Annotated in this window: 20 protein-coding genes, 1 tRNA gene and 1 pseudogene; 8 read left to right on the plus strand and 14 right to left on the minus strand. The window is 68.4% G+C overall.

Annotated features, from left to right (window positions below; translation table 11 throughout):
- Nucleotides 1-23: 23 nt before the first annotated feature.
- The 3 genes from O1R50_RS11630 to O1R50_RS11640 form a co-directional block, all read right to left on the minus strand.
- Entirely contained in the window at nucleotides 24-317 is a 294-nt protein-coding gene (locus O1R50_RS11630) for a hypothetical protein (RefSeq protein ID WP_270110192.1), read from the minus strand.
- A gap of 7 nt (nucleotides 318-324) precedes the next feature.
- Nucleotides 325-1,122, minus strand: coding sequence for a hypothetical protein (locus O1R50_RS11635; protein WP_270110194.1), 798 nt, complete (start codon nucleotides 1,120-1,122; stop codon nucleotides 325-327).
- Between the two features lie 65 nt (nucleotides 1,123-1,187).
- The gene (locus O1R50_RS11640) at nucleotides 1,188-2,117 is read right to left on the minus strand and encodes an alpha/beta fold hydrolase (protein ID WP_270110195.1); all 930 of its coding nucleotides are present in this window, start codon (nucleotides 2,115-2,117) and stop codon (nucleotides 1,188-1,190) included.
- A gap of 113 nt (nucleotides 2,118-2,230) precedes the next feature.
- On the opposite strand from O1R50_RS11640, the gene O1R50_RS11645 reads away from it, so the two are divergent.
- The 6 genes and pseudogenes from O1R50_RS11645 (at nucleotide 2,231) to O1R50_RS11670 (ending at nucleotide 7,014) form a co-directional block, all read left to right on the plus strand.
- Nucleotides 2,231-3,253: a mechanosensitive ion channel family protein gene (locus O1R50_RS11645; protein WP_270110196.1), complete on the plus strand. Its 1,023-nt coding sequence runs from the start codon at nucleotides 2,231-2,233 to the stop codon at nucleotides 3,251-3,253.
- 149 nt (nucleotides 3,254-3,402) lie between these two features.
- Complete coding sequence (locus O1R50_RS11650) at nucleotides 3,403-3,870, plus strand: GbsR/MarR family transcriptional regulator (RefSeq protein WP_270110197.1); 468 nt, start codon at nucleotides 3,403-3,405, stop codon at nucleotides 3,868-3,870.
- A gap of 5 nt (nucleotides 3,871-3,875) precedes the next feature.
- Nucleotides 3,876-4,744, plus strand: a pseudogene (locus tag O1R50_RS11655) (ABC transporter ATP-binding protein).
- The gene (locus O1R50_RS11660; protein WP_270110200.1) at nucleotides 4,741-5,454 is read left to right on the plus strand and encodes a fluoroquinolone export ABC transporter permease subunit; all 714 of its coding nucleotides are present in this window, start codon (nucleotides 4,741-4,743) and stop codon (nucleotides 5,452-5,454) included. The pseudogene O1R50_RS11655 and the gene O1R50_RS11660 overlap by 4 nt, the downstream one beginning before the upstream one ends.
- A gap of 1 nt (nucleotide 5,455) precedes the next feature.
- Nucleotides 5,456-6,187 (plus strand): hypothetical protein, encoded by a 732-nt coding sequence (locus tag O1R50_RS11665; RefSeq protein ID WP_208495596.1) that lies wholly within the window; start codon nucleotides 5,456-5,458, stop codon nucleotides 6,185-6,187.
- A gap of 17 nt (nucleotides 6,188-6,204) precedes the next feature.
- Complete coding sequence (locus O1R50_RS11670; protein ID WP_208495597.1) at nucleotides 6,205-7,014, plus strand: alpha/beta fold hydrolase; 810 nt, start codon at nucleotides 6,205-6,207, stop codon at nucleotides 7,012-7,014.
- Nucleotides 7,015-7,652: 638 nt separating this feature from the next.
- Here O1R50_RS11670 and O1R50_RS11675 read toward each other — a convergent pair.
- From O1R50_RS11675 to O1R50_RS11725, 11 genes are all read right to left on the minus strand, one after another.
- Nucleotides 7,653-7,726, minus strand: a tRNA-Pro gene (locus tag O1R50_RS11675).
- 85 nt (nucleotides 7,727-7,811) lie between these two features.
- Nucleotides 7,812-9,203: a ribosome biogenesis GTPase Der gene (gene der, locus O1R50_RS11680; protein WP_270110201.1), complete on the minus strand. Its 1,392-nt coding sequence runs from the start codon at nucleotides 9,201-9,203 to the stop codon at nucleotides 7,812-7,814.
- Nucleotides 9,196-9,873 (minus strand): (d)CMP kinase, encoded by a 678-nt coding sequence (gene cmk / locus O1R50_RS11685; protein WP_270110202.1) that lies wholly within the window; start codon nucleotides 9,871-9,873, stop codon nucleotides 9,196-9,198. The genes der and cmk overlap by 8 nt, the downstream gene beginning before the upstream one ends.
- Nucleotides 9,874-10,005: 132 nt before the next feature.
- Complete coding sequence (locus O1R50_RS11690) at nucleotides 10,006-10,380, minus strand: YccF domain-containing protein (protein WP_270110203.1); 375 nt, start codon at nucleotides 10,378-10,380, stop codon at nucleotides 10,006-10,008.
- 44 nt (nucleotides 10,381-10,424) lie between these two features.
- On the minus strand, nucleotides 10,425-11,162 hold the full coding sequence (locus O1R50_RS11695; RefSeq protein WP_270110204.1) for a pseudouridine synthase: 738 nt from the start codon (nucleotides 11,160-11,162) through the stop codon (nucleotides 10,425-10,427).
- Nucleotides 11,149-11,898, minus strand: coding sequence for an SMC-Scp complex subunit ScpB (scpB, locus tag O1R50_RS11700; protein ID WP_270110205.1), 750 nt, complete (start codon nucleotides 11,896-11,898; stop codon nucleotides 11,149-11,151). Before scpB ends, O1R50_RS11695 begins: the two co-directional genes overlap by 14 nt.
- Nucleotides 11,895-12,767, minus strand: a complete 873-nt coding sequence (locus O1R50_RS11705; RefSeq protein WP_270110206.1) for a segregation and condensation protein A — start codon at nucleotides 12,765-12,767, stop codon at nucleotides 11,895-11,897. The genes scpB and O1R50_RS11705 overlap by 4 nt, the downstream gene beginning before the upstream one ends.
- A 109-nt stretch (nucleotides 12,768-12,876) precedes the next feature.
- On the minus strand, nucleotides 12,877-13,782 hold the full coding sequence (locus O1R50_RS11710) for a ParA family protein (protein ID WP_363535428.1): 906 nt from the start codon (nucleotides 13,780-13,782) through the stop codon (nucleotides 12,877-12,879).
- A gap of 225 nt (nucleotides 13,783-14,007) precedes the next feature.
- Entirely contained in the window at nucleotides 14,008-15,129 is a 1,122-nt protein-coding gene (ald, locus tag O1R50_RS11715) for an alanine dehydrogenase (protein ID WP_270110207.1), read from the minus strand.
- 199 nt (nucleotides 15,130-15,328) lie between these two features.
- Nucleotides 15,329-15,883 carry an NUDIX domain-containing protein gene (locus O1R50_RS11720; RefSeq protein ID WP_270110208.1) on the minus strand — a complete coding sequence of 185 codons (555 nt, stop codon included), beginning with the start codon at nucleotides 15,881-15,883 and terminating at the stop codon, nucleotides 15,329-15,331.
- A gap of 32 nt (nucleotides 15,884-15,915) precedes the next feature.
- Entirely contained in the window at nucleotides 15,916-16,455 is a 540-nt protein-coding gene (locus tag O1R50_RS11725; protein WP_270110209.1) for a TetR/AcrR family transcriptional regulator, read from the minus strand.
- A 131-nt stretch (nucleotides 16,456-16,586) separates the two neighbouring features.
- On the opposite strand from O1R50_RS11725, the gene O1R50_RS11730 reads away from it, so the two are divergent.
- The gene (locus O1R50_RS11730; protein ID WP_270110210.1) at nucleotides 16,587-18,101 is read left to right on the plus strand and encodes an MFS transporter; all 1,515 of its coding nucleotides are present in this window, start codon (nucleotides 16,587-16,589) and stop codon (nucleotides 18,099-18,101) included.
- A 102-nt stretch (nucleotides 18,102-18,203) separates the two neighbouring features.
- On the plus strand, nucleotides 18,204-18,560 hold the full coding sequence (locus O1R50_RS11735) for a DUF805 domain-containing protein (protein ID WP_270110211.1): 357 nt from the start codon (nucleotides 18,204-18,206) through the stop codon (nucleotides 18,558-18,560).
- The last annotated feature ends 161 nt before the right edge of the window (nucleotides 18,561-18,721 follow it).

Consider the following 18,721-nt stretch of genomic DNA (forward strand, 5'->3'; position numbering starts at 1 on the left):
TGCGGTTCAGAGGGATGCGGTGGTCACTTGAAGTCGGCGGCGCCGGCGGCGTCGGCGTCCTCCCAAGCGGTGGCGCAGCCTTCGAGGTTGTCGTTCATGGTCTGGAAGCACTCGGCGGCGCCTTGGACCATCTCGTTCATGTAGCTCACGGCCGTGGTGTAGACCATGGCGAGCGAGGGGTCGACGGAGGTGTACAGCGCCTGGTCGATGCCGCGCAGGTTCGGGAGGAGCTCGTTGGCCTCCTCCAGGGTGGGGGTGACGTTGCTCTTGATGTTGGTGCCGAGCTGGCGGATCGTCTCGGGGTCTACTTTCGGCATGTCGTCCTCACTGTCCCCGAAGCCGGCGGATCTGGTCGTCGTGGTCTTGGCGCAGGAACGCCGCCTGCCCGATCGATTTGCGCGCGAACGCCCGCGCCTCATCGGGCATGCCGTCGACCTGGTCCATGGTCAGGGGGAGTCCCATGGCGTCGATGCCCGCACGCTGACGCTCCGCCAGGTCCTCTGCAGCGCGCGCGGTGGTCTCGTTGATCTCCTTGGCCAGGGCGTCCGGGCCGAGTTCGCGGGCGTGGATGCCAAGCAGGAGGCGGGCGATCGGATATTCACCGGTCGCCTCCACCGTCACGTCGCCTTCGGGGCTGGTGGCGGTGCCGATGGACTCGTCGGGTGCGGCCTCGGGTGTCTGGCCTCCCTGTACGCCTTGGAATCGTTCGAGCATCGCGATCGCCATGTCGAGGTTGCCGATGGGGTATTCGGAGCTGAGCGCTGACCGCGATTGGACCTGCGGGTCCTCGGGCGGCAGGTCGTCGTCGGCGCCGAACCGGGCTCGATTGCGCTCGATGACGGTGTTCAATCCGTTCTCCCGCAGTCCGTCACGCAGGTCCTTGAGTTCAGCCAGCGCATCGGCGGCCGAACCCGGGGACGAGTCTGTGGCGGCCTGCGCGGCCCGCGCCGCATCGGCGGCGTCCCGCGCGGTGTACGTGATGAGTTCGGCGAGGTCGCGTGCGGGCATGCGCACTGCCTCGGTTGTCAGTCGGACGGTCGGGGTCGGACTGTCGCCGTCCACGATGGTGACGTTGCCGCACCCGCTGGTGTAGGCGGGTGGTGCGGGGTCGGTGTCGGTCATCGATGCTCCGGTTTCATTCGGTGGTGGAGTGGGTGGTCGGTCGGCGGCGGGCGAGGAGTATCGGTTCAAGCACGGTCGGCTCGGGAGTCGACACGGTTCATCAGCACGTCGACCAGATCGGTGACCGTTTCGGGGCGTTCGTCTCCGGCGAGGTGACCGGCGCCCTCGATCACTTCGAGATCGACCCCGAGCTGCTCCCTGGCTGCCGGTCCGAGGCGTTCGGGAGGGAGGAACCGGTCATGGGCGCCGGTCGCAACGATCAGGGGTGAGTCGACGCGCCGTTGCAGCGTCTCGTCTGGCAGCGGCGGGGGCGCGAGCGTGGACCGGCAATGGGAGGCGACCAAGTACAGCCATCGCGCGACCGCCGCCGGTGGCACATTGCCGGGCGCGGTGAAGCCGTCCAGCATCGACTCGGTCCGCTCGAGTGTCGGTGCGACTAGCCACCGCAGCGAGGGCACCATCATGCACAAGTCGACATGCAGCGGGACGATGCCGGCCGGGGCGAGGAGGACCCGTCCGGCGATCCGATCGGAGTCGCACGCCAACAGCACCGAGCCGCCGAGCGAATGACCCAGTCCCACCACCGGTTCGGCATCGATCGCGTCGAGGGCCTCGGCGAGCTTGCCCCCGTACCAACCCCGATGCGCGGCGCGCGGGCGCTCGCCGCTGCCGAGGCCCGGCTGCCCGGGCAGGTCGACGAGGATGACACCCCAACGGCGCGCGAGAGCCTCGGCGATCGTGAGGCTGCTGGCGGCGTTGAAGTTCGTGCCGGGCACGAACAGGACGCGGAACGGTCCGGCACCGACGAAGGTCAGATGCACCCGGGCGTCAGCGACATCGACCGTTTCGCACCGGTGCGGCACGGCCCAGGCGTCGAGCCGGGAACGGCACCACCGTGCGACGACCTCACGGTCGGCCTTGGACCTGTAGAGAGTGCGCAAATGGGCTCCGATCGTCGGGCAGCGAACAACCACGCCGACCAGACTTCCCGGCACACCAACCCCGACACTACCGCAGCAAAACCACTCGACCGGCGGAGCCGACCGAGCGCCCGTGGGACCTTAGTTGAGGACCGAGCACTCGTCGCATTCGCCGCTACGCTGTGGACATGCCCACCCCCGCCCCCTGGCTGATCATCACGCTCGTGGCGATCGCATGCGCGCTCGCCGTGAGCGCGGCCAAACTCGCGACCACTCGTCTGCTGCTGCGCCACCGCTCCGCCAACGCCTCCCGCCTCATCGGGAAGGCCCTGCGCCCCGCCCAGCTGATGGCCGTCACCGGCGGCCTGCAGATCCTGCTCTCGGCCCAGCACGGGCAGCAGGGCTGGGGCGGCGACTGGAACGCCGTGCTGAGCCAGTCCCTCCTGTTCGGCACTGCCGCCTCGGGCGCGTGGCTCCTCTCCAATCTCCTCAGCGTCGCCAAAGAGCCGATCCACCGCCGCTGGGACGGGCTCGAACAAGACGATGTGGAAGGGCGGCGCCGTCGCACGCAGATGGTGATCCTCTACCGGCTCGCCTCGGTCATCGTCTGGACGGTCGCGATCGGGCTGGTGCTGTTCAACATCCCCGCGCTTCGCGAAGTCGGCATCTCAATGCTCGGCGCCGCCGGCGTCGCGGGCATCATCGCGGGCCTGGCCGCGCAGACCATGCTGCAGAACCTGTTCGCGGGCATCATGCTCGCCTTCGGCGACGCCCTTCGCCTCGACGACGTGGTGGTGATCGAGGGCGAACTGGGCACGATCGAGGAGATCACCCTGACCTACCTGGTGGTGCGCATCTGGGACGACCGGAGAATGGTGCTCCCCACCTCCTACTTCACGCAGCACCCATACGTCAACTGGACCAGGGACACGCCCGAAGTGCTCGGCTCGGTCGTCTTCGACGCGGGCCTGGCGCTGCCGGTCGCCGAGGTCCGCGAGGAGCTGAGCCGGTTCCTAGACGGCAATCCGCTTTGGGACGGACGCAAAGCGAGCGTTGCGGTACTCGACGCCACCGGCGGGGTGATTCGGGTGCGGCTCTTGGTCTCCGCGGCCAACCCCGGCGACCAGTGGGACCTGCGATGCGAGCTACGCGAGCACATGGCGGCCTGGCTGGCGAAGGAACACCCCGACTGCATCCCTGAACCGAGCTGAACCGGCGGCCGAGGACCGCGCCGCCCTCAGAGTCTCTTCGCGCACCTCAGTACCACCTGGCTTGGCTGTGACATCTCAAAAATTTCAATTATTATTGAAATATTTGACCATTAGGAGTACGGTCGAAGCCGCGATCGAAAGGAGACGCCATGAGCGGCGAACGCACCGGCAGGCACGAATACGCCGACGAAATCGGCCTCTACTTCGAAGGCTATGGCCTCCCCCGCATCCCCGGGCGCATCCTCGGCTGGCTCCTGGTCTGCGAGCCACCGCACCAGACGGCGGAAGAACTCGCCGAAGAACTGGACATCAGCCGCGGTTCGGTGAGCATGGCGATGAAGATGCTGTCGGCCAACAAGGCCGTCGTGCGCCACGCCGTCCCCGGATCGCGGCGTACCCACTGGCGGCTGCGCCCCGGCTTCTGGCTCGACGAGGCCGCCGAGAAGGCCAGGCAGGCCCGCGAGTGGATCAAACAGACCGAACGCGGCCTCGAACTCCTCGCCGACGCGCCCCCTGAGTCCCGCCGACGCCTCGAGGAAGCCAACGAGATGTACACCTTCCTCGCCGAGCAGTACGGACGCATCGAAACCCTCTGGCACGAACAGCGAAAGCAGTGACCCCGATGAGCCATGTCATCGACATCGAAGGCCTCACCTTCACCTACCCCAGTTCCCCGAGCCGGCAGTGCGCGGCATCGACTTCACCGTCGACGCCGGGGAGATCTTCGGCTTCCTCGGCCCCTCCGGCGCCGGCAAGTCCACCACCCAGAAGATCCTCACCGGGCTGCTGACGGGCCACGGCGGCTCGGTCGCGGTCTGGGGCAAGGACCCCGCCGCCTGGAAGTCCGAGTACTACGAGCGGATCGGCGTCTCCTTCGAACTGCCCAACCACTACCTCAAGCTCACCGGCCTGGAGAACCTCCAGTTCTTCGCCTCCCTTTACCAGGGCCCCACCGAGGACCCCATGGAACTGCTCGACCGGGTCGGGCTCGCCGACGCCGCCCACACCCGCGTCGCCAAGTACTCCAAGGGCATGCAGATGCGCCTGGTGTTCATCCGCGCCCTCCTGCACCGCCCGCAACTGCTGTTCCTCGACGAACCGACCTCCGGCATGGACCCCACCAACGCCCGCATCGTCAAGGACATCGTGAGCGAACTGCGAGCCGAGGGCCGCACCGTCTTCCTCACCACCCACGACATGACCACCGCCGACCAGCTGTGCGACCGGGTCGCCTTCGTCGTCGACGGCCGCATCACCGCCCTGGCCTCCCCCACCGAGCACAAGCTCTCCCGCAGCAGGCGCCAGGTCACCGTCACCTACCGCGCAGTCGGCTCAGACGACCTGGCCACCAAAGACTTCCCGCTCGACGGACTCGGCGAGGACGAGGCGTTCCGCTCGCTCCTGCAAGAGGCCGCGATCGAATCCGTGCATTCCCAGGAGGCCGACCTGGAGGACGTCTTCATCGACGTCACCGGGAGGAAGCTGTCATGACCGGCGTCCTCGCCCAAGCCCTGCGGCTCGAACTGCGCCTACAATGGCGGTACGGGTTCTTGTACGCGGCGGCGTTCTCGGCGCTGCTCTGGGAGGTCGTCGTCTACCTCATCCCCGCCCAGCTCAAGGCCGTCTCGATGACCTACATCATCTTCGGCGACCTAGCCCTGGTCGGGTTCTTCTTCATCGCCGGGGCCGTGTTCTTCGAACGCGGCGAGCGCACGCTCTTCGCGCTCCTGGTCTCCCCCTTGCGCTTCCGCGACTACTACACCGCGAAGCTCACCGCGCTCGCCGCACTGAGCCTGCTCTTGTCGGTGGTCATCGCGTTCTCGGGCGTCGGCCTCGACTTCGAGCCGCTCTCGTTCACGGCCGGGGTGGTGCTGTGCGCGCTGCTGTTCCTGACGTGCAGCTTCATCTCGGCGACGCCGTTCACCTCGATCAGCGAGTGGATCATCCCCTCCACACTGGTGCTCGCGGTCCTCAACGTCCCGCTCATCAACTACTCGGGCCTGTGGGAGCACCCGATCACCTACCTCATCCCGACGCAGGGGGTGCTCCTGCTCATGGGCCACTCGTTCGGCCAAGTCGACCTGACCGCCTGGCAATGGGCCTACGCCCTCGCCTACCCGGTCGCCGCGCTCGCCGTGCTCGGCCTCCTCTCCCGCAAGATGTTCGACCGGCACATCGCCGCCAGCGAAGGAGGCCGGTGACATGCCCGGCGCCATCGCGGCCTTCGGCCGCAACGACCTGCGCAACATCCGCCGCGACAGCCTGCTCGCCGGGATCGTCTTCGGCCCGTTCATCTACGCGGCCACGATGTGGCTGCTGCCCATGTTCACCCGCTACCTCGACCGCGACCACGGCTTCGACCTGGTCCCCTACCACGGACTCATCCTCAGCGCCTTCATCGTCATCGGACCCATCGCCGTCCTCGGCGCCGTCTGCGGGATGCTGCTCATGGACGACAAGGACCAGCGAACACTCGCGGCGCTACGGGTGACCCCCGCACCGCCGATGGGCTACCCGCTCTACCGCGCGGCGACCACCGTCGCCGCCACCGCAGTCTCGCTAGTGGCCGCGATGGCGCTGACCGGGCAGGTCCCGGCCGGAATCATCGCCGCCTCCGTCCCCATCACCGTCCTGTGCGGCCTCAACGCCACAATGGTCGGCTTCGGCCTGGCCGCCTTGGCCCGCAACAAGGTCGAAGGACTGGCGATCGTCCGCGCCATCGGCATGCTGCTGTTCGGGCTCCCCATGGTCCCGTTCTTCTTCGACCACCCCGCGATGCTCGGCTTCGGGCTCATCCCGACCTACTGGCCCGCCAAAGCCTTCTGGGAAGTCTGGGACGGCGGGAACCCATGGCCCTACCTGACGGCCGGCACGGTCTACGCAGGCGGAATCGGCTGGTGGCTGCTCAAACGACTCGCCTCGCAAAAGGCCTGAACGGAAAGGCTCCAACAGTGGTCACAACAACCGCACTCGACGGCACCAGCGTGCGCGCCTACGACGAAGGACAGGGCCCGGCGATCCTGCTCCTCCACGGCGGCATGGACGATGGCGCGTCATGGAAACTCGTCACCGCCCGCCTCAATCCACGATTCAGAACACTGCGACTGCACCGCCGGCAGTACCGGCCGGACCTCAAGACCGGCGGAAGATGCACAATGGCGGAGGAGGTCGAGCATGTCCGCGCCCTGACGAAGCTCATCGACCGGCCGACGCTGATCGTCGGGCACTCGTCCGGTGCGGTGCTGGCGCTGGAGGCACTGGCTGCGATGCCCGAGGCGTTCGCAGGCGCGGTGCTGTACGAACCACCCTGCGTGATCGGACCGCCGCTCGGCGGCGAGGTGCTGGCCAGGGCACAGGTCGCCATGGACGCCGGGAAGCCGGGAAGGGCGCTGGCGATCTTCATGCGCGACATCGTGGAGACCCCGGCATGGGCCGCCTGGATGTCGGCGGCCGCCATCCCGCTGGTTCCCCGCATGGGTCGGCTCGCCCAGCACCAACTCGACGATTGCGCGGCCATCGACGAGATCGGCCTCCGGCTGGAGGAGTACGCGCGAATCGATGTGCCCATCGTGCTGCTTGGCGGCGAGCGAAGCCCCGCGCACCTGGGCGCGCGGCTCGACGCGCTGGAACGCGCCATGCCGAACACCGAACGCGTGCTGATGCGCCACCAAGGCCACGCGGCGACCAGCCTCGCACCAGCCCGGGTTGCCGAGGTCATCGCCGGCTTGGGCGACAAAGAACTGAGAAAGCCGCCGCAATAGTTCCTGGTCGCACCCTGGATTCCTGCCCGCTTTAAAGTCGCCGCTCTACTCTTTTGCCCCGGGCGTCGCCGACCCTTCATGCAAAGTGGCTTGAATCACTAGACCAAGGTCTAGCCATTCCGAAGAGTCCCGCGCCATCATGGTTCATCCGAGCAACGAACGAGCAACAGGCATGGAAAAACCCGGCTCCCTCTTTCGAGGAAACCGGGTTTCACCTGGTATTTCGTGGTAGCGGGAGGCGGATTTGAACCACCGACCTCCAGGTTATGAGCCCGGCGTCCGAGGCTTCACAATGCCTCCGTTGGGGGCCACCACGCGTGGGACCAATCAAGGTCCTTCAAGACTGAATTGGCTATGTTCCACGGCTGCAGCACCTTGCATCAGGCAGTCCCTCAAGCGAAACCCAAATAGCTCGTGATCGAGATATATCCCAAGTCCAGTCCGCTTCTGTAGCAACGCATGTAGCCATGGGTCCTCAGGTGGTTTGCTCTCGAGTGACCCGGATCATAGAGCCAGGGAGTTCCGTGCCGGGGCGATCCGAGGCATCCTGGTTCATCGAGACAAGCGAATGACAAGCGAGAGCTACAGACGACAATGCCCCAGGCCTGGGACATTGTCCCTGACCTGGGGCTTCACTGTCGGGCTGACAGGACTTGAACCTGCGACCCCTTGACCCCCAGTCAAGTGCGCTACCAAGCTGCGCCACAGCCCGTTTTCCGCCGCGTTGTCCGCAGCGGTGACAACTTTAGCCTATAGCCCCTGGGGCCTCGGAGGCGAGGTCCCCGGTGTGAGTCTGGCTATTTGCGTTTGTCCTTCTTGCGGGATTCGCGGGGTTTGACCACCAGTTCGATGGGCGTTCCCACGAAGCCGAAGTCCTCGCGGAGCTTGCGCTGGATGAACTTCAGGTACTGCTTCTCGAACGGAGCGTTCGTGAAGAGGATGAAGCGCGGCGGTTCGGCGGCGGCCTGGGTCGCGTAGATGACCTTCGGGGCCTTGTTGGCGCGCACCGGGTGCGGCGTGGCGGCCTGGAGGTCGCTGATCCACTTGTTCAGCTCGCCGGTGCTGATGCGCTGGCCCCAGCCTTCGAGGGCTTCGCGCAGCGAGCGGGCGATCTTCTCGACGGCGCGGCCGGTCATGGCCGAGACGTTCACGCGCGGCGCCCAGGAGACCTGGCCCAGTTCGCGGTCGATCTCTTTTTCCAGGTAGTAGCGTCGATCCTCGTCCACCAGGTCCCATTTGTTGAACGCCAGGACCATCGCGCGGCCGGACTCGGTGACCTGCGTCAGGACCCGCTGGTCCTGCTCGCTGATCGGCTCGGAGGCGTCCAGCATGACCAGGGCGACCTCGGCGGCCTCGACAGCCGCCTCAGTGCGCAGCGAGGCGTAGTACTCGGTGCCCGAGGCGAACTTGACGCGCTTGCGCAGGCCCGCGGTGTCGACCAGGATCCAGTCCTCGCCATCGATCTCCACGACGGAGTCGACCGGGTCGACCGTGGTGCCCGCGACGTTGTCGACGACCGCGCGGTCCTCGCCGGCGATGCGGTTGAGCAGGCTCGACTTGCCGACGTTCGGGCGGCCGACGAGGGCCACCTTGCGGGGGCCGCGCTCCTTGAGCTGGCCCGTGGGCTGCTCCGGGAACGCCCAGATGATCTTGTCGAGCAGGTCGCCCGAGTTGCGGCCGTGGAGCGCCGAGATCGGGAACGGCTCGCCGAGACCCAGGCTCCACAGCTCGTGGACCTCGGCCTCCTGGCGCTCCGAGTCGGCCTTGTTGGCCACCAGGATGACCGGCTTGCGGGTCGAGCGCAGGATGCGCACGGCCGCCTCGTCGGCGTCGGTGGGGCCCACGCGGGAGTCGACCACGAACACGATCACGTCCGCGGTGCGCATCGCCAGCTCGGCCTGCATGGCGATGGACTTCGCCATGCCCTCGGCATCCGGGTCCCAGCCGCCGGTGTCGACCAGGCTGAACTCGCGCCCGGCCCACTCGGCGTCGTACGCCACGCGGTCGCGGGTCACGCCCGGCTCGTCCTGCACCACCGCGGCGCGGCGGCCCAGGATGCGGTTGACCAGTGTCGACTTGCCCACGTTGGGGCGGCCGACCACGGCCACCGTCGGGACCGGACCGCGTTCGTCGACGTCGTCGCTCTCGCTCCAACCGTCGTCGTCGGTCCAGGTCGCTTCGTCAGTCATCAATTTCCCTGTTGCTCAGCAAGGCCAGAATCTTGGCCACTACCTCCACGATCGGCAGCGTCGTGGAGTCGATCACCACGGCCCCCTCCGGAGCCTCCAGGGGCTTGGTGGTCTTCGAGTCGGCGGTGTCCCGCCGTTCGATGTCCTTCGCGGTGGTGTTCGCGTCGGCGCCGTTCTCGGCCGCGCGGCGCTTGGCGCGCTCGACCGGGTCGGCGGTCAGGTAGACCTTGACGTCGGCGTCGGGGGCGACGACCGAGACGATGTCGCGGCCTTCGACCACGATGCCCGCCTTGGCATCGGCGATGATCCGCCGCTGCTCGTCGATGAGGAACTTCCGCACCGACTTGTTCCCGGCCACCGCCGAGACCGCCTTCGTCACGTCGTCGCTGCGGATCGCCAGGTCGGCGTCCTCCCCGTCGACGCGGGTGAACGGGTCCTCGGGGGTGGTCCCGAACTCGAGCTTCGCGTTCTTCACGGTCTTGGTGACCTGCGCGGTCTGCGAGGGGTCGACGCCGGCGTTGAGGACCGCCAGCGTCGCGGCGCGGTACATGGCGCCGGTGTCGAGGTACGCGGCTTCGATCGCGGTCGCCAAAGTCTTGGCCACGGTCGACTTCCCGGCCCCGGACGGGCCGTCGATCGCGACGACCGGTCCGCTCTTCTGCTCAGGCACTGTCGCGCTCCGTTCTTCAACTGCAAACCAAGCAAACCTACATCATGCCCGGTTCTACCTGGTAACCCACGGCGAACGCCTGCGGAGCCGTGAATGCGTGCGAAATGGCCTCGCTATCGGGGACGCCGCGGATCAGCGGCGCTCGACCACCCGCGCGCCCATCGGCCACAGCGCCATCGGGATCATCTTCCAGTTCGCCACCGCCAGCGGGATGCCGATGATCGTGATCGCCTGCAGGAAACCGGTGACGAGGTGCGCCAGCGCGAGTTCCCAGCCGAAGAGGATCAGCCACAGGACGTTGCCCAGCAGCGAGAAGCACCCGGCGTTCCGGTCGTATACGACGGTGCGCCCGAAGGGCCACAGCACGTATCCGGCCAGCCGCATGTTCGCGATGCCGAACGGGATGGTGACGATGAAGATGCAGAAGAGCAGGCCCGTGAGGAAATAGCCGATGGCGAGCCAGAGCCCGGCCAGGACGAACCAGATCACGTTCAGAATGGTTGACATGCCCGAACCCTAATCGGGCCTTGCCCTTCCGTCAGTACAGCAGGCTAGAGTCCGACCTCGCGGAAGAGCTCCCCGACCTCGTTCGGGGTGAGCCTGCGGATCGTCCCCGGCTTGAGGTTCCGCAGCTTGACCGGCCCCATCTCGGTGCGGACGAGGCGCGAGACGTGGTGCCCGACCTCGTCCATGAGCCGCCTCACAATGTGCTTGCGGCCCTCGTGGATGGTGATCTCGATCAACGACTGACCGGCGTGCTCGTCGATGATCTTGAGCTTGTCGGCCTTGGCGAGGCCGTCCTCGAGCTCGACGCCCTTGAGCAGCTTGTTCCAGGTGTTGCGGTCCATGATCCCGGCGACCTGCGCCCGGTAGACCTTCGGCAGGCCGTGCGAGGGGTGCATGATGCGGTTGGCGAGCTCCCCGTCGTTGGTGAGCAGCAGCAGGCCCTCGGAGTCGGTGTCGAGCCGGCCGACGTGGAAGACGCGCTGGTCGATGCCCTTGGCGATCCCGGCGAGCGAGGGGCGGCCCTCGTCGTCCTCCATGGTCGAGATGATGCCGCGCGGCTTGTTGATCGCGAAGTACACCTTGTCGACGTCGGTCACGACCCGCTTGCCCGAGACGTGGATGATGTCCTTCGACGTGTCCACGCGCTGGCCGAGGTGGGCGCGCTCACCGTTGACCTTCACCTTGCCGCGGGAGATCAGGTCCTCTGCGGCACGGCGGGAGGCGATCCCGGCCTGCGACAGCACTTTCTGCAGGCGGATGCCCTCTTCGTCAGCGTTGTTCATCTTCCTCGATATCCGTCACGTCGTCCGGTAGGAACGGGGCCAGCTCTGGCAGCTGTTCGACCGTGTCCAGTCCGATTTTTTCCAAGAACAGGGTGGTGGTGCGGTAGAGCGTCGCCGTCGAGTCCGGGTCGGTCCCGCACTCCTCGACCAGGCCGCGCGACGCCAGCGTGCGCATGACGCCGTCGCAGTTGACCCCCCGGATGGCCGAGATGCGGCCGCGGGTGACCGGCTGGCGGTAGGCCACCACGGCGAGCGTCTCCAGCGCCGCCTTGGTGAGGCGGGCGGAGGCGCCGTCGGTGACGAACCGCTCCACGTAGCGGGCGTAATCGGCCCGGGTGTAGAAGCGCCAGCCTCCGGCTTGGCGACGCAGATCGAATCCGCGTCCGTCACCAGTGTATTCGGCGCTGAGTCGGCCGAGCTGCTCGCGCACCTGTGAACGTGGCCGCGCCAATACCGAGGAGAGGAACTCCTCGCTCAGGGGCTCTTCGGCGATCATGAGGATCGCCTCCAGGACCGCGCCGAGGTCGACGTCGTCGGGGACGGGGCTCGTGGCCGTGACCTCGGGTTCGTCGTCTTCGGGTTCGGTCCGGGCCTGGAGGGCGGCCGAGTACTCGTCGTCGTTCGCCGGTTCGTCGGCGGGCGTGTCGGGGCGCAGCGGCGCGGCCTCCTGGCGCGCGCCGGGCATCTTCCACGTCGCCAGGTCCTGTTCGAGGGACTCCCCCAGGTGCTCGGTCATGCGTTCTCCCCCGCTGGTGCTTCCGGTTCCGCGGGCGTGCCCGCGTATTCGTCGATGTCGATCTCGGTGTTGCCGGTGCCGCCGAGCCAGCGCACCGTGAGTTCCCCGAGCGCCTGCATCTGCTCGAACCCGACGAGGGCCTCCCGGTACAGCTCGAGGAGCGCGAGGAACCGGGCGACCACTTCGAGGTGGGACTCGCAGTCCGAGGTGAGGGCCCGGAAGGTCGCGGTATGGACGCGCTGGAGGCGGCGGGAGAGGATCACCGCGTGCTCGCGCACCGAGACGCGCTGCATGTGGATGTGGCCGGTGCCGACGGTGGGCGGCGGCTTGGGAACCATCGCCTTGCCCGCCAGGGCGGCCAGGTCTTCAGGGGTGAGGTCGAGGACGAGTTCGGGGAGGAGGCCTTTGTAGCGCTCTTCGAGGCCGACGTTGCGGGGGATGCGGGTGGCGGCGGACTCGACGAAGGTCGCGAGCGCTCCGGCGGCCTCCTTGTAGGCCTTGTACTGCAGGAGCCTTGCGAAGAGGAGGTCGCGGGCTTCGAGGAGCGCGAGGTCCTCCTCGTCGTCGACGACGGTGCCGGGCAGGAGCCGGGCGGTCTTGAGGTCGAGGAGGGTGGCCGCGATGAGGAGGAACTCGGAGGTCTCCTCGAGGTTCCAGGCGTCGTCGAGGCTGGTGACGTAGGTGATGAACTCGGAGGCGACCTGGTGGAGGGCGAGTTCGGTGACGTCGAGCTTGTGCTTGCCGATGAGCTGGAGCAGCAGGTCGAACGGGCCCTCGAAATTGGCGAGCCGGACGTGGAAGCCGCTCTCGGCCTCCTCCGGTTCGCCCTCCCGCTGGGTCGGGAGCTGGGGCGGCTGCTGGTCGGTCACGCACGCAAGCTTAGACGGGCGGGACGGGAACCACGTCGATATGTCGGCGTGGGAAGGAATTCGGGGTCAGCGGTCGTGCTCAGGGGCAGTCTGACGAGGGAGCCGCGGCTCAGATTGTTCCTGAGTGCGGGCGATGGCCCCATAACTTGTCTGTTGCGGCGATGAGCTCGCGGGCGAGTTGGCGGTAGGCGCGGGCGCCCGAGGAGGCGGGGGCCCAGGTGGTGATGGGCTCGCCCGCGACGGTGGTCTCGGGGAAGCGCACGGTGCGGGTGATGACGGTGGAGAACACCTTGTCGCCGAAGGCTTCTACGACGCGTTGGAGCACTTGGCGGGAGTGCGTGGTGCGCGAGTCGTACATGGTCGCGAGGATGCCGTCGAGTTCGAGGTCGTAGTTGAGGCGTTCGCGGACCTTGTCGACGGTGTCGAGGAGGAGGGCGACGCCGCGCAGCGAGAAGAACTCGCACTCGAGCGGGACGAGCACGGAGTGGGCGGCGGTGAGGGCGTTGATCGTCAAGAGCCCCAAGGAGGGCTGGCAGTCGATGAGGATGTAGTCGAAGTCGGGGATGACCGGCCGCAGGACGCGGGCGAGGGTCTGCTCGCGGGCGACCTCGTTGACGAGCTGGATCTCGGCGGCCGAGAGGTCGATGTTGGCCGGGAGGAGGCGCAGGCCCGCGACGTTCGTCTTGACCATGACGTCGTCGATGTCGACGTCGTCCTGCATGAGGAGGTTGTAGACGGTGAGGTCGAGCGTGTGGGGGTTGGTGCCGAAGCCGACCGAGAGCGCGCCCTGCGGGTCGAAGTCGACGAGGAGGACCTTCCGGCCGTATTCGGCAAGGGCCGCACCGAGGTTGATGGTCGTGGTGGTCTTGCCGACCCCGCCCTTCTGGTTGGCCATGGCGATGACGCGGGCCGGGCCGTGGCGCTCCAGCGGCTGGGGCTGCGGGATCTCGCGCTTGTTCGTGTAGGCCTCGGGGTCGGGCGAGGAGAGGTCCTCGGTTCCGTCAGCGGGAGGCATCTGCGCGGCACCGCGCAGGGCCGCCCATTTGTCGTTGCTGTCCACACTGCTCATTTCTTCGCGCCTCCGGGTGCGAGGTCGACACCGGGTGCCGGGCGTCTCACCATTGCCTGTCTTAGCGACTGTACGTCAGTGTATCGAGGCTGTCGACGGCTTGGGAGACTCCGAGGCACCCGGCGTGAGTTCGCCCGCTGCGCGGGGGGCGGCCCAGGTCCTGTCAGGACGTCAGTTCTCCGCGAGCACCTGCGCGATCGGCTTGAGCGGCAGATGGTGCGTGATCGCGACGGGTTCGTTGACCGCTTGCCCGGCATACGTGTTGAGGCCCCGCGCGAGGGCCGGGTCGGCCTTGAGCGCTTCGGCCCAGCCGAGGTTGGCGAGCTTCATGACGTACGGGAGCGTGGCGTTGGTGAGCGCGTACGTCGACGTGTTCGGCACGGCCCCGGGCATGTTCGCGACGCAGTAGAAGAGCTTGCCCGCGTGGGTGAACGTGGGGTCGTCGTGGGTCGTGGGCTTCGAGTGCGCGAAGCAGCCGCCCTGGTCGATGGCGATGTCGACGAGGACCGCGCCGTCCTTCATCTCGGCGAGCACTTCCTCGTCGACCACGGTGGGGGCCTTGGCCCCCGGGACGAGGACGGCGCCGATGACGAGGTCGGCCTCGGCGCACGCGCGCTTGACCTCGAAGCGGTTGGAGACGGTGGTGCGCAGGCGGCCCTGGTAGAGGTCGTCGGCGGCGTGGAGCTTGTCGATGTTGAGGTCGAGGAGCTCCACGTCGGCGCGCATCCCGACCGCGATGGCGGCGGCGTTCATGCCGGAGACGCCCGCGCCGATGATGACCACGCGCGCGGGCGCGGTCCCGGGGACGCCGCCCATGAGGGTGCCGCGGCCGCCCTCGGGCCGCTGCAGGTGGTACGCGCCGGCCTGGACGGCGAGGCGCCCGGCCACTTCGCTCATCGGCGCCAGGAGCGGGAGGCGCCCGTCTGCGGTCTGGACGGTCTCGTAGGCGATGCCGGTGACGTGGCGCTCGAGCAGCGCGTCGGTGCATTCGACGCTCGCGGCGAGGTGAAGGTAGGTGAAGAGGGTCTGGCCGGGCCGCATCCGGTGGAACTCGTCCTGGATCGGCTCCTTGACTTTGAGGACGAGATCGCCTGCGCCCCAAGTGGAATCGGCGTCGGGGTAAATGAGGGCCCCGGCCTCGCGGTAATCGTTGTCACTGATCGCGGAGCCGAGGCCGGCCCCGGTCTCGATCGCGACGTCGTGGCCGGCGGCGACGAGCTCGTGGGCCCCGGCGGGGGTGAGGGCGACGCGGTACTCGTTGTTCTTGATCTCGCGGGGGACGGCGACTTTCACGTGCGGGTTCCTTCCGAAGCGTTGTGCCAGTTCGGGGCCGGTCGGCATCCCGCACGGGCAGTCTAGGACGCCAGACGTCCAGGAGCCCGCATTCCTTGTGGGTTCAGCGGTTCGGACGGCGTCGTCGCCGTGATCGTAAAGCGGCCCGCCGCACCATGATGCGACGGGCCATGTGAGCGTGCGCCTTCGTTGTTAAGGGCTAGTTGCGGTCGAGGTGCAGTTTCGTAAGGGTCAGCGCCAGCGCGCAGACGCCGTTGCGGATCTCCCCGTCCGCGACGGCGGCGAGCGCCTTGTCGAGGTCCCACCACACGAGCTCGATGTGGGCCTCCTCGTCGGTGCGCTCATGGCGGTCGGCCTCGGGGACGAGCGAGATGCCGGTGGCGAGGTAGTAGTGGATGAGCTCGTCTGAGATGCCCGGGGTCGTGAAGTACTCCCCGAGCTTGACCAGCTCGGCCGCCTGCAGGTCGACCTCCTCGGCGAGCTCGCGGCGCGCGGCGACGGCCGGGTCCTCGTCCTCGATGTCGCGCAGGCCCGCCGGGAACTCCCACATGTGCTCCTTGGGCGGCACGCGGTACTGGCGGATGAGGCCGACGCGGCCCTCCTCGTCGATGGGCACGGTGACGACCGCGCCGACGTGCTTCAGGAATTCGCGCCTGGCGGTGCCGCCGCCGGGCATCGCGATGGTCTCGGCGGTCAGGTCGTAGGCCCAGCCGCGGTGGATGGTTTCGCTGTCGAGGACTCGGTACTCATGCACGAGGGCCACACTAGTCCGCTCAGGTTTCGGGATCACGGTTCTCCGGCGGCGTCCTTGAGCCGCTGCAGGATCGCGTCGACGGTCTCCTGGGACGGCAGCGGGGCGCCGGAGAGGGCCGAGAGGAACAGGCCGTCGCCGACGAGGCGCACGATCTCCGCGGTGATCGGATCCTCGATCTGCTCGCGCAGGAGCGCGGCCCAGCCTTCGAAGATGAAGAGCACGTCGGCCTGCGCGGTCTCGGAGAGCTGGTCCTTGCCGCGCATCGCGGTGAGCAGGGCCCACAGGCCCGCGGCGGACTCCGCCGACTCGATCTCGGAGACGCGCAGGAAGGTCTCGACCGCGCCCGCCTCCCGGGCCCGCGCGATGTTGGCCTCCTCCTGCTCGCGGAAGCGGCGGGCCAGGCCGTCGTACAAGTCGGGCTTGGATCTGAAGTGGTAGAGCAGGCCGCCTTTGGAGACACCGGCCTCGGCGGCGACCTTCTCCAAGGTCACGCCCGCGCTGCCCTCGTCGACGAGGAGCCGCTGGAGCGCATTCAGGATGCGGTCCCGGGTGGTGATCTCCGGCTCTTTCATGTTTCCTCCTGGTGCCAACTGTACCGTCCGGACGGTACAGTCGAGGGGTATGTCGGCCTCCGGCATACCCGGCGTCTGGGATGCCGCCTCGCGAGCCGTGCCGCGGCTCAAGTCTAGAAAGAGTGAAACCCATGGCCGCCACGCTTCGCGCACCGCAGGAGCCCCGCGCCCGCATCAGCGCCAAGCAGGGTTGGGCACTGGCGACGCTGGTGCTCCCGGTGCTGCTCATCTCCATCGACATGACGGTGCTCGGCTTCGCCGTGCCGTTCCTGTCCGAGGACCTCGCGCCCACCAGCTCCCAGCTGCTGTGGATCGTCGACGTCTACGGCTTCGTGCTCGCCGGACTCCTGGTCACCATGGGCACGCTCGGCGACCGCGTGGGCCGCCGCAGACTGCTCGTCATCGGCTCCGCCGCTTTCGCCGTCGCGAGCGTCCTCGCCGCCTACGCGCCCAGCGCGGAGGCACTCATCGCCGCTCGGGCGCTGCTCGGCCTCGCCGGGGCGACCCTCATGCCGACCACGCTGGCGCTCATGCGGAACCTGTTCCACGACGACCGCCAGCGCAAGTTCGCCATCGCGATCTGGGCTTCGGGCTTCTCGGCCGGGGCGGCGCTCGGGCCGATCCTCGGCGGCTGGCTGCTCGAGCACTTCTGGTGGGGCTCGGTCTTCCTCATGGCCGCTCCCGTCTCGCTCGCGGTCGTGCTGGCCGCGCCGTTCCTGCTGCCCGAGTCGAAGGACCCGAACCCGGGCCGGATCGACCTGCCGAGCGTCGCACTGTCGTTCCTGGCGATGTTCCCGTTCGTGTACGGGGTCAAGACCACCGCCGAGCACGGCATCACGGTGGCGGCGGTGGCCGCCGTCGCCGCGGGCGCGGTCGCGGGCGTGTGGTTCGTGCGGCGCCAGAAGCGCTTGGAGCACCCGCTGATCGACGTGGGCCTGTTCCGGCTGCGGCGCTTCAGCGCGTCGCTGGCCACGAACTTCACGATCGTGTTCGCGATGATCTCGGCGCTGTTCCTGCTGACGCAGTACCTGCAGCTGGTGCTGGGCTTCTCCCCCATGCAGGCCGGGCTGCTGCTTCTGCCGGGCATGGCCGTCTCGGTGGTGACCGGGCTGTTCGCGGTCCGCCTGTCCGAGCGGATCGGGATGGGGCGCACCATCATCGGGGGTCTGACGTTCGTCATCGCCGGGTTCGCCGCGATGACGCTCATCGGCGTCGACGCGGGCGCGGCGGTGGTCGCCGTGGCGTTCGCGCTCATCGGCGGCGGTTCCGGTCTGGCGCAGACGGTCACGAACGACGCGATCCTCGCGGCGGCTCCGGCCGACCGGGCCGGCGCGGCCTCGGCGATCTCCGAGACCGCGTACGAGCTCGGCGGCGCCATGGGCGTGGCGCTGCTCGGCTCGCTCGCGACCGGGATCTACCGGGCCGAGCTGGGCGACGCGCCCTCCGCGGCCGCGGAGACCCTGGGCGAGGCCGCGCACGTGGCCGCGACGCTCCCGGCGGAGGCCGGGGACGCGCTCATGGCTGCCGCGAAGACGGCGTTCACCGACGGCCTGCGGTCGGTGGCGGTCGTCGCGGCCGTGCTGGTGCTCGTCGCGACCGTGGCCGTGGGCCGGACCTTGCGTTCGAATGCCCGCGCGGGGCGCTGAATCCGGTCCGTTCCCGACGGTGGTGTCCTACGATCGCGCTGGGCGGCCCCGTTCGGGGCCGCTCAAGGCGATCGCTCCGCCGGAGCGGGGAAGGGGCACGCCATGAGTTGGTACATGACCGCCCTCAAGAAGTACGCGGTGTTCAGCGGCCGCTCTCGCCGTCGCGAGTTCTGGTGGTTCGTCCTGGTCAACGCCGTCATCGGCGCGATCCTCCAGTGCCTGGGCAACGACCAGAACGACCCGAACTTCTGGAACTTCCTGGGCTGGCTCTACGGCCTCGCGGTGCTCATCCCGAGCATCGCCGTGCAGGTGCGCCGACTCCACGACACCGGCCGCACCGGCTGGTGGTGGTGGATCGGGCTCGTGCCGCTTGTCGGCTGGATCGTCCTGCTCGTCTTCAACCTGTTCGACAGCGAGCCGGGACCGAACAGGTACGGACCCAATCCCAAAGGCGCGTAAGCGGATACGGCGAAGGCGGGGCCCTGGGGGCACCCAGGGCGCCAACCGGTACGGCCCCGACCCGAAGGCCGCTTGGTTCCGACGGCGAAAGGCGGGGCGCGCCCCGCGGGGGGGGGCCGCCCGGGGGGTGGGGGCGGGGGGAGGCCGCGGCGGGGGCGAGG

It is taken from the genome of Glycomyces luteolus (assembly GCF_027622875.1).
GTDB lineage: Bacteria > Actinomycetota > Actinomycetes > Mycobacteriales > Micromonosporaceae > Glycomyces > Glycomyces luteolus.